This window comes from Microvirga tunisiensis (genome assembly GCF_009296175.1).
GTDB lineage: Bacteria > Pseudomonadota > Alphaproteobacteria > Rhizobiales > Beijerinckiaceae > Microvirga > Microvirga tunisiensis.
Window position 1 is genome coordinate 1 of record NZ_VOSK01000235.1, and the last position, 10022, is coordinate 10022.

General features: G+C 60.3%; 10 protein-coding genes. 7 read left to right on the forward strand and 3 right to left on the reverse strand.

Annotated features, from left to right (window positions below; all coding sequences use genetic code 11):
• Positions 1-228: 228 nt before the first annotated feature.
• Positions 229-960, forward strand: coding sequence for a hypothetical protein (locus FS320_RS31430; RefSeq protein WP_152716371.1), 732 nt, complete (start codon positions 229-231; stop codon positions 958-960).
• 210 nt (positions 961-1170) lie between these two features.
• Here FS320_RS31430 and FS320_RS31435 read toward each other — a convergent pair whose 3' ends face one another.
• Both FS320_RS31435 and FS320_RS46270 read right to left on the reverse strand, forming a co-directional pair.
• Positions 1171-1440: a GlsB/YeaQ/YmgE family stress response membrane protein gene (locus FS320_RS31435; protein WP_152716373.1), complete on the reverse strand. Its 270-nt coding sequence runs from the start codon at positions 1438-1440 to the stop codon at positions 1171-1173.
• Positions 1441-2330: 890 nt separating this feature from the next.
• Positions 2331-2492: a hypothetical protein gene (locus tag FS320_RS46270; RefSeq protein ID WP_162562915.1), complete on the reverse strand. Its 162-nt coding sequence runs from the start codon at positions 2490-2492 to the stop codon at positions 2331-2333.
• Here FS320_RS46270 and FS320_RS31440 point away from each other — a divergent pair.
• From FS320_RS31440 to FS320_RS31465, 6 genes are all read left to right on the forward strand, one after another.
• Positions 2491-3519: a glutamate ligase domain-containing protein gene (locus FS320_RS31440; RefSeq protein ID WP_244627519.1), complete on the forward strand. Its 1029-nt coding sequence runs from the start codon at positions 2491-2493 to the stop codon at positions 3517-3519. The genes FS320_RS46270 and FS320_RS31440 overlap by 2 nt on opposite strands.
• Entirely contained in the window at positions 3516-3782 is a 267-nt protein-coding gene (locus FS320_RS31445; protein WP_338105567.1) for an isoaspartyl peptidase/L-asparaginase, read from the forward strand. Before FS320_RS31440 ends, FS320_RS31445 begins: the two co-directional genes overlap by 4 nt.
• Positions 3783-3965: 183 nt before the next feature.
• Entirely contained in the window at positions 3966-5024 is a 1059-nt protein-coding gene (locus FS320_RS31450) for a class I SAM-dependent methyltransferase (RefSeq protein WP_152716377.1), read from the forward strand.
• A 69-nt stretch (positions 5025-5093) separates the two neighbouring features.
• On the forward strand, positions 5094-5333 hold the full coding sequence (locus FS320_RS31455) for a hypothetical protein (protein ID WP_152716379.1): 240 nt from the start codon (positions 5094-5096) through the stop codon (positions 5331-5333).
• A 377-nt stretch (positions 5334-5710) separates the two neighbouring features.
• The gene (locus tag FS320_RS31460) at positions 5711-7483 is read left to right on the forward strand and encodes an adenylate/guanylate cyclase domain-containing protein (protein WP_152716381.1); all 1773 of its coding nucleotides are present in this window, start codon (positions 5711-5713) and stop codon (positions 7481-7483) included.
• A gap of 938 nt (positions 7484-8421) precedes the next feature.
• Positions 8422-9108 carry a transglutaminase-like cysteine peptidase gene (locus FS320_RS31465; protein WP_152716383.1) on the forward strand — a complete coding sequence of 229 codons (687 nt, stop codon included), beginning with the start codon at positions 8422-8424 and terminating at the stop codon, positions 9106-9108.
• Between the two features lie 59 nt (positions 9109-9167).
• Here the strand turns inward: FS320_RS31465 and FS320_RS31470 are convergent, their stop codons facing one another.
• A complete protein-coding gene (locus tag FS320_RS31470; RefSeq protein WP_152716385.1) occupies positions 9168-9437 on the reverse strand; it encodes a hypothetical protein in 270 nt (89 codons plus the stop codon).
• Between the last annotated feature and the right edge of the window lie 585 nt (positions 9438-10022).

Consider the following 10022-nt stretch of genomic DNA (forward strand, 5'->3'; position numbering starts at 1 on the left):
CAGGCGCCCACCGTCGAAAGCAGCGGTGATCTTCTTGCGGCCAACGGCTGGAAACGGGAAGGTGGCAGGTGTATCGTCCGGCATGGCGAGTGTGGCACAGGGCAATTGGTGGCAGGGATTAGTCTCAACAACCAAATCCTACGCTGCTTCAAGTGCTTAAGCTACACTCGCCAGCCTTCATCAACCTTCCCATGCATAAGAACGGCTAAGGATCTAGTGCACGAGATAATGGCCGTCGTTTTTGCACCAGTCCTGATCGTCTTTCTGCTGGTTCAGGAACGAATGCGCCTTGCCCTGCTTTTGAGCGCCATCATTGTTGCCGTTACGGCTGCTACCAACTTCCTTGCTGTGAAGCCGGATGTTACGCCGGAAGAACTAAACCAGCTTCTGCAAAGCAAAGCCAGCTTTCCCATAAGGACAGATTTCGCCTACATCCTTTTTATGGACGGAGCGGAACATTTCAGAGCTCATATAGGACGCGTGTTATCGCCGGGATTCCTATGGGCCTTTCTTCCGTCTCTGATCCTTTTCTGTTCGATATCCTTCATTCTGATGAAGGCCAGCTTGACCGCCATCAGTTTGGCGCGCGTCCGGGACGACGGGATAGCGAAACCGCGCATCGGCTTTGTCCTGGCCCGGTACGCTATTCCAATCGCCTGCTCTTCTCCGTTGCTGCTCAATTTCGTGGCCTGGGACGCGCATCGATGGAATGCGCTGACGGTGACCGTTTCGCTGTGCTGTCTCTGCATAATACGGATCGCCAAACCTTCCGCGCCTCCCCCATGTCCAACCAAGGCAACGGTAGTGGTTGGGCTGATGTTTATGTTCATGAACCTTACGGCGAACTACGGGATGTTCGATAACTACGTCGCCGAGGGCGCGCCTTTCATCCAGCATATTGACTATGTTCGGGGAGCGATCGAGGGGACGCGCGCCTTCCCCCAAGTCCCGCCGAGGTAGTCCTGGACCAGCCGCAGACAGGCCGAAGCACGCTTTGAAACCCTACGCTCAGATCAACTGGATGTCCGTCGACGGGGTCTGCGCCGGTGTGCTGGAACTGGGAGGCTGTAGTCTGAAACCAGTTTTCCTGATCGGCACATTTGGGCTAACTTCCAAACTCGGAGGGACACCGTGCGGCAGGATTGCTCTATGTCGTTGAGCCGGTGGATGTCACACGGAGGAGGTTGGGCGTCGGCTCCGGAAAAGAAGGCCCCAGATCAGAAGCAAAATGGCTGCTCCCAAGAGGGCTGCTATCAGCCCAGTGCTATCTTCCGCCTGATACCATCCTGCCTCCTGTCCGAGATACGCAGCCGCAAAGGCACCTATGATGCCCAGGAGGCTGGTCAGCATGAAACCGAATGGGCCCCTTCTGCCGGGCGTGACGAGACTGGCTATCACGCCCGCGGCCAAGCCGAGTGCCGCGGTTCCGATGACGCTCATGGGAACTCCTGGCGATAGACATTGCTTGGAGGCAACCCTCGCCTGAGACTTGGGTTGCAGCGTTTGGAGCGGCGTTGTCACATCAAAGCGTTCTTACTGGCGTTTACGGCCCTTACACGAGAACCGGATCACGTGCTTTCAACGACTTTGGCCTATGGGATTATCCTCGAAAGACAGCCTCTTCTTGGTTGATGTGACAACACCAACGTGTGCTATCCACGGGCCGCGCATAGCACGATGCCGAGCCTCGCTCGCTTGCTATTGACCTGACAGCCTGAAGAGCCGCCTATGAAGGATGAGTGAACGAGATCATCAAATATCAGCTCCTAGCACTTCTCGGAAGTACACCGCATGTCAGCTCATGATGCGGAGCCTGTGTGAAAACACAGCCGGTCTGCTTCTTGGAGAAATTTTGTGTCTCGCAAGGCCGGTTGGACCGGGAAATATCCGGTACCGAGGTGTCAACTTGTATAAATAGTTCGCCATGGCGAGTGTGGTTTGAGTTTTCACGGAGGTTCGACCCGGAGGCGACCTTCCGCACTTTCCTTGCATCTCCTGTCGCACCTGTTGGAGCGCCGCTGACGACCGTCCGCTGCCGGTCGTCTCACATATGTGCACAGAGTTTGGCAGGAGACGCCCACCTGTGAAGTGGACCCGCGCGGTAACATTTAGGAGTCTCGGCCGCGTTGCCCTTTCACCAAGCGATTTGGGCTCGCCATCGACATTGCAGCGGCTGAGCCTTCCATCAATGTCAATGATCATGGGGCAGTCTCGGGCTTCGTCATCACAACCGGGCCGACGATACGGTCATGGCTGCCGAGGGATCTCAGGCCGCCGGGCCGAGCCGTCCCCAGCTATGATCCCCTGGGTGAGCAGCGGATTTAAGTTGGTCAGGCGGCTGTAGTCGATTCGGGTGCCGTCCTCGCTGAGGATGGCCGTTCCATCGGGTCGAAGCCGGCAACTTCGATCTTGGTGTTGGCGGATCCTTCGGTCTGCACGAGTTTGAAAAGAATGCGGGCATTGGCCGGCGATGCTGGAATCCCTTGGCTCATGCCCTCCGAAGCTCGGGCGGAATGGCGGATGTCGGTTCATGATCGTGGTCGACCGGCACGAGGCGGGTTGAAAGGAATCGATACCATTGAGGATCTCGCCTGGGTCAAGTCCGTGGTCGTCGAAGCCGTGCACCGGAACGGCACCAGCATCCTCAACGCCGACGATCCGATGTGCGTCAGCATGCGCCGGCGCGCCGGCGGCAGGCTCGGCTACTTCTCTCTTCGCGGGAGTTCCGACATGCCGGACTTCCTGCGCGAGCACATCGAGGATGGCGGGCTCGCGGTGGTGCGCGAGGCCGGGCGAGCCGATGGCGGCGACATCATCATCCACGATGACGGGGACGCCATTCACCTGATGCCGACCGCCGAGATCCCGGCGACCTTCGACGGGCTTGCGGACTTCAACGTGCAGAATGCCTTGGGTGCGGTTGCGATGGCGTATGCACAGGGTGTGCCCCCTGCCGTCATTCGTAGCGCTCTCTCGACCTACACCACATCCTTCCAGCACAGCCCTGGCCGCCTCAACGTCTTCGATGGGCACGGTTTCCGGGTCATCCTGGACTACGCTCACAACCCGGCCGGCCTTCGAGCGCTTGGGGATCTCATCCTGAAGATGCGCCCGCGGCATCGCCGCATCATTGGCATGATCAACATCCCGGGCGACCGCCGGGACGAGGACATCCGCGAGATGGGGGCGCTCGCCACGCGCTACTTCGACGACATCGTCTTCCGCGAGGACCCGGCCCGGCGGGGCCGCAGGCCCGGCGAGATCGTTGAACTCCTCGTGGAGGGCGCGCTTGCCGCCGGTTTTTCCGAGGATCGCATCCGCCGCGTCATGAACGAAGAAGACGCTGCGCCCGTGTGCCTCGCCATGGCGCAGCCGGGAGACCTGGTGGTGCTCACGCCGACCGAGGTCGAGGCGATGTGGCAGCAGGTGCTCGACTTCCGCGTGTCGCCCGACGCTCGCCACGAGGTTGAGATCGAAAGGCGACGCGGCGGAACGGACACCTGGCGGAGAACCGCGTGACCTGGGCGATTGTCGTCCATGGCGGCGCCAAGGAGATCGCTTCGGAGCAGGAGGACGCCAACCGGCACGGATGCCTTGCGGCTCTTGCCGCGGGACGGGTGATCCTGGAGCAGGGCGGGTCCGCCGTGGAGGCTGTCGAAGCCGCGATCCAGGCTCTGGAGAGCGACCCCACTTTCAACGCAGGGTACGGCTCGGACCTGAACGCCGACGGTGCAGTCGAGATGGATGCCGCACATCGTAGATCCCGGTCAGGGTCGAGATGACCGCATCAGGGATGGCGACAAGGCTGACGTGCAATGGGCGCGGCGTTCCCGACATACGAAGGGCTCCCTTGGCACAAATGGACCGTTCCTGGCCAGTCTCGCACTCTCGGACCTAAGGGCCAACCGGCATCCTGACCTGGACTTCGGCGCACAAGGCGCAGAACGACAAGGATGGAGTGACCGATGACGATCGACCAGCACAAGCTCGACGCCCTTGCCGGGCGCCTCCTCGGGGATCTTTCGGCCGGCTATGGCGGCGTCATGGTGAGCCTCGGCGACAAGCTCGGGCTCTACCGTGCGATGGCCGGCAGTGGCCCGTTGAGCTCCCACGAGATCGCGAGGCGGAGCGGTTGCAGCGAGCGCTATGTCCGGGAGTGGCTCAACTCCCAAGTAGCCGGTGGCTACATTGACTACCATCCGGCTTCAGCGACCTATGAACTCACGCCGGAGCAGGCTGCCGTCCTCGCCGACGACACGAGTCCGGTGTTCCTGCCGCACGCTTGGCAGGTCGTGGCCTCCATGTGGGCCGACGAGGCCAAGACGCTCAACGCCTTCAAGACAGGAGAGGGCGTGAGCTGGGGCGAGCACAGCGAGGGGCTCTATTGCGGCGTCGCCGCGTTCTACCGCAACTGCTACACGGCAAGCCTCGTCAGCGAGTGGCTACCGACCCTCACGGGTTTGACAGCCAAGCTCGAGAAGGGCGCCAAGGTCGCCGATGTCGGCTGCGGGCACGGCCACTCGACCGTGCTGATGGCCCAGGCATACCCGGAAAGCCGCTTCTGGGGCTTCGATGCCCATGAGGGATCGATCGAGATTGCCCGAGGAGTAGCCCGAGAAGCCGGCGTCGCCGAGCGCGTCAGCTTCGAGGTCGCAAGCGCCGACGAATATGCCAGGCACACCTATGATCTCATCTGCTTCTTTGACTGCCTGCACGACATGGGTCGGCCCGTCGACGCAATGCGATATGCCAGGACCGCAATGGCTGAGGACGGTACGATTATGCTGATCGAGCCGTATGCCGGCGATCGGGTGGAAGACAACATCAACCCGGTCGGCCGGCTTTACTATGCGGCGTCGACAACGATGTGCTGCGCCCATGCGATCTCGGAGCATGGAACGCACGTCCTCGGTGCTCAGGCAGGCCCGAGGCGGCTTGACGCCGTGTTGAAATCAGCTGGGTTCGGGACGGTGCGCCAGGCCGCGCAGACCCCGTTCAACCTGATCATCGAGGCCCGCCTGTGATCCGATCGCTGGAGGCTCCGGAAAGGTCTTCCTTGCAACTCTTTCTTACCTGTCAGGCAGGAGCGTCCCATGTTCCATTTTGATGATATCTGCGCCGGGCCCATTGACGGTCTCTCTCTGCCTCCCATGGCCTGGGACGTACTGCGGCGAGAGGAGATCCGGACCATTGATCAGCTCATGGCCAAGGCTGACCAGCTCGACGGCATCGAGCCCAGCATGACGCAAGTGATCAGGCAGGCGCTTGCCTGGGCCAGGCTGCCCGAAGAAGAGACGTCGGGCGAAGTGCTGCTGAGCCCGTGGTGCGCCTGAACCTGAGACGCTATCATGAAGCTGGCCGGATGCGCCAGGAGCATGAGATGTGGGGCCGCAATGTTGGCTGTGGTCTTGGCTCTCATTGAACTGCCATCGATCAGGCTAAAGCGCAGCTTCCCAGAGTGGGCCCCTCATGGGTTACTCCAAAGACCGTAATGCTCCCCGGATTGGGAACGTCTCTTCCGGCATGAACCAGCCCTGCGGCTTTTGCATCGTCGGTTCTCCGCAGCGAACTCTGGGAACGGTGGCTGTAGATCGTGGCACATCCAAAAGCTTGGCCTTCGAACTCGGGGGGCTGCCGCGTTAATGCCTCTGGACGAAGCGTGCTGAGCGAAGCACCATTGCTCCTCAACACCTGTATCCCTGAGGATGAGATGACCAGTCCAAGCGGTCAGAAGGTGCAGAGGCGCCTCGCAGCGATTCTCGCGGCTGACATAGCTGGCTTCTCCGCGCTTATGGGACAAGATGAGGAAGGCACCCTCGCCAGGATCAAGAGACTTCGTCGGGAGGTCATTGAGCCGACGGTGAGGGATCATCAGGGACGCGTGGTAAAAACAAGCGGCGACGGCTTCCTGGTTGAGTTCTCAAGTCCTGTGGAGGCGGTTCGTTGTGCTGTGGAAGTTCAGGCGGTTCTCGCTTCTGAAGCCGCTGATGGTGGTGCTCCGGCCCTTCAACTCCGCATCGGCATCAATCTCGGAGACATCATCATCGAAAGCGATGGTGATATCTACGGCGACGGAGTGAATGTGGCAGCACGCCTGGAGCAGCTGGCTGAGCCCGGGGGCCTTTGCGTCTCTGGCAAAGTCTACGACGAGGTCAGAGATAAACTGCCGTACTCCTTTGAGGATCAGGGTGAGCAACAGGTCAAGAACATAGCAAGAGCTGTGAGGATCTTCAGGCTCTCGGCCGTGACTAAGATGGCGTCGTTGCCTGGAGCGATCTCAAGCCAGCCCCTCACACTGCCAGACCAGCCATCCATCGCGGTATTGCCTTTCAACAACATGAGCGGCGATCCACAGCAGGAATTCTTCGCGGATGGGATGGCCGAGGACATCATTACGGCACTTTCGCGTCTGCGCTGGCTGCTCGTCATCTCGCGCAACTCTACCTTTGTTTACAAGGGCCAGGCGATCGACGTCCGCCAGGTCGCTCGCGATCTTGGAGTCCGATACATCCTTGAAGGCAGTGTAAGAGCGTCTGGCAGTCGCATTCGCATCACAGGGCAGCTCATCGATGCCGCGAACGGAAAGCATATTTGGGCAGAGCGCTACGACAGACTGATGGAAGATGTCTTCGCTGTCCAGGATGAGATCACCGAGAATGTTGTGGCTGCAATCGAACCTCATCTTTATGCCGAGGAGGGTTTCAGAGCCCGGAACAAGCCGCCCGAAAGTGTGGATACCTGGGGCTTGGTCGTGTCAGCCCTCACCTTGATCAACAAGGCTCAACGCAAATCGAACGAAGAGGCGCAGGCCCTTCTTCGACGCGCCATCGCTCGTGAGCCAAGTTATGCGAGAGCTTACGCCATTCTCAGTTGGGCGGTGTGGTGGGAAACCTTCTGCTACTGGCGCTCAAGGGAGGAAGGCTTTCGAGAGATGGCAGATCTTGCCAAGCGGGCTTTGGCCATTGATCCGAGCGAGCCTTGGGCCATGATGAGCTATGGCTTCAGCTTGAGCACGATGGGTCACCACGATCGCGCTTTGGAGCAGATGAAGGGGGCCCTCGAGATTAATCCGAGCTGGGCGCTTGGGCGCACCATGTATGGTGTAGCCCTTCTCAGGGCTGGCTCGTTTGCCGAGGCCGTCAACGAGACAGGGAAGGCCATACGGATGAGCCCGTTGGATACGTTTGCCGGGATCTACATGGCATTCCATGGCCTGACCCTGCTCGGAGACCGCCGCTTCTCGGAGGCTCTGTCCTTCTTGCGCCGTTCGGTCGTGACTTTCCCGGAATTCCCGGGGCACCACAACGCGCTGATCAGCTGCTGTGGGCATCTCGGCCTTGTGGAGGAGGCACAGGCCCATATCCAGCAACGCAACCAGATTGGCCCCCCAATCACGGTCAGTCGCCTCCGCGCCAATCTGGGGGCTTATGCTCACTGCGAGCTGTTTACCGAGGGTCTGAGAAAGGCTGGAGTACCAGAATGAGGGGAGCATCAGGATTTGTGGGCGGTCAGTAATCAATCGGCTCCGAGAGGCTGACGTCACAGTATCAACGCCATCGGCGTCGGAGTGCGGTGCAGCCACAACGACCTACCTGTCCCTCACTTCCTTATGCTCTCCTTTGGAATCCATGCTGCTTCTGTTGCGATGAGCAGGGCAGGGGCAGGTCAGGAGCGAAAAGCGGACCTTCACACGTTCAAGCTGAAGGGCAGTCCGTGACCCCATCCTGACCTTCACCAGATGACGGGACCCGGAAGCCCATGCGAGTGCCCCGCAGCGGTCCAGCGACGCGTCGCCGTATCAGATCCGGTTGCGAACGACGCTTGAGCCCGCAACTCCGGATCACCCCTGTTGGCTTGGAGCGATGGGCTCCGTTCCATCCACCCAGGATTGGGTAGCGACCTCGCGGGCGGTCCGTTCGTCTTGGAAACCCTGGTCCGTGGTCTTCTCGAACCCGCAGACGTGGCACTGCACAGAGGCAGTGAAGCACCCGTCTTTCGTGGCAAGGCTCAGGACTGATGCCGCGTCACATGAACACTTTGGGCACAATGTCTGGACCATAGGGTCCCTTCTCTCCATAGCGAGGGCCGTCAGCGGATCCAGAGTATCGCAGATGGTCCGGCAGTGTAGCTCAGGACGCCGCGACAAATTTGTGCAGTGCAGAATGGGACCGTTCGTGGGGCAAGCCGTCCGGTGGGGCTTTGCCAGACCACTCAGCAAGAGCCTGGTTTTCAAGCGCCAGGCTTGCCTCGAATGATATGACTTCTCAGAAAGACAAGTGAGTTGCCTATCCAACAGGCAAATGCGCGCATTATCGGCGGTTGGCGAACCAAGAAAGGGCATTCAAGTGGTTCCTGCCTAGTCCTTGTGCAGGTCTACTGGGTGTGGGCCAATGGCCAAGCAATAAGCCAAGCGAGCAAGACATGCACCGGAATGCATCGACGGGGCTTCACGCCCAAGAGGAGACGTGTGTCTATCGTATCCTGAGGCGGGTTAGCCAAGCAGCCGCTCTGCTGTGTCTCTGGGCCGCTCACCCTGTCCTCGCCGGGACGCCCGAACCCGCTCCTGTGGCGCAGCCAATCGTCAGCGAGGATCTACGCCCATCCGGAGAAGCCGGACCGACCTTGGCTTGGATGCAATTCTGCGATCAGCATCCACGGGAGTGCTCGATCGATTCCTCCGAACCGGACACCATCCCGCTGACCGACGGCACCTGGGCATTCCTTCAGGAGATCAACCAGCACGTCAACCGAACGATAGCGGCGGTGCCGGATCAGGATCACTGGGGTGTGGTGGATCGCTGGGATTATCCGGACGATGGGCTTGGAGACTGCGAGGACATGCAACTGCTCAAGCGCAAGCTCCTGGTTGAACGGGGACTGCCGCAACGGGCGATGCGCATGACTGTCGTCATCGATGAGGTGGGCGCCGGGCATGCCGTGTTGAGGGTGCGTACGGATCACGGCGATCTCATCCTGGACAACAAGAGGGATGCCGTTCTGCCCTGGCAGCAAACAGGGTACGTCTACGTCAAGGGTGAGGGAGCGGGTGGCAAGGCCTGGGTCTGGTTTGGCGATCGGATCGCAGCTACCGCGACCGCAGCCAAGTAACGGCCATTTTCGCAATTCGCAGATGGGGACTGTCAGCACGACGTCGGTCTTGCCCCAGGCTAAACGTTGCCTCGGCTGAAGAAGACGACGTTGTCTCTGGTCTCAACTACCTTCTGGAGTTGCGACAGCTCAATGAACGCGTGGGCACGGTACAGCCTCCATATCGGGCTGACCATCTCTTGGAAGGGGACTTCCGGGCTGGACGTCCACCAGGAATCCCACTCGTGGGCGGTGAAGTCGTCGCCGTAGGCGTGCGTCACACTCAGATCCGGATCGAAGCCATCGTCGACGCAGAGAGCCTTCGCCCTGGCCCTGATTTGGCTGTCCATGATGTCGGCTGTTTCCTGGGCTCGCGCGTACAACATGATCAATCCGCAATTGGCTTGGATGAGGGGAGAGATTGGCTGCGCTGCTCCATGCAGCGGGTCAGCTCTTGGATGATCCAGCGTCTGGCCTGGCGTTTTGAGGATCGTGTCATGGTGACCTCCTGCGATGCCGCCAGGATCGCTCGAAACAGCCCGTCCTTCCGTGACCGGGGCCACACAAGGCTTGTGCAAAACCCATCACAGTCATTCCCGCGGTGAGGCGGCTGAGAAGAAAGGGTTCCCTTTGGCCCTCCCCGACTTGGCTGTGAATTGGCGCCGAATCCTTGACCCCAGTTTGAGTGAATGCAACCCGCTGAACATTCCGGATAATCAACATAGCTGAGGGGTCACAATCGGCGAATAACAGGTACGGCGGCGGCCAGCACGACAGACGATGATGGTCGACTCTCGCCTCAGCGATCGGGCTCGGCACAGCTGCCGGGCAGCAGCGTCTTGAAGCGGAAGCGGATCTTGCGGTAGCACTCGCACGCTCCCCGTTCCAGACCGGCGCGGTCGATCACCCTGATCCCGCCACGGTACTGCTCGATC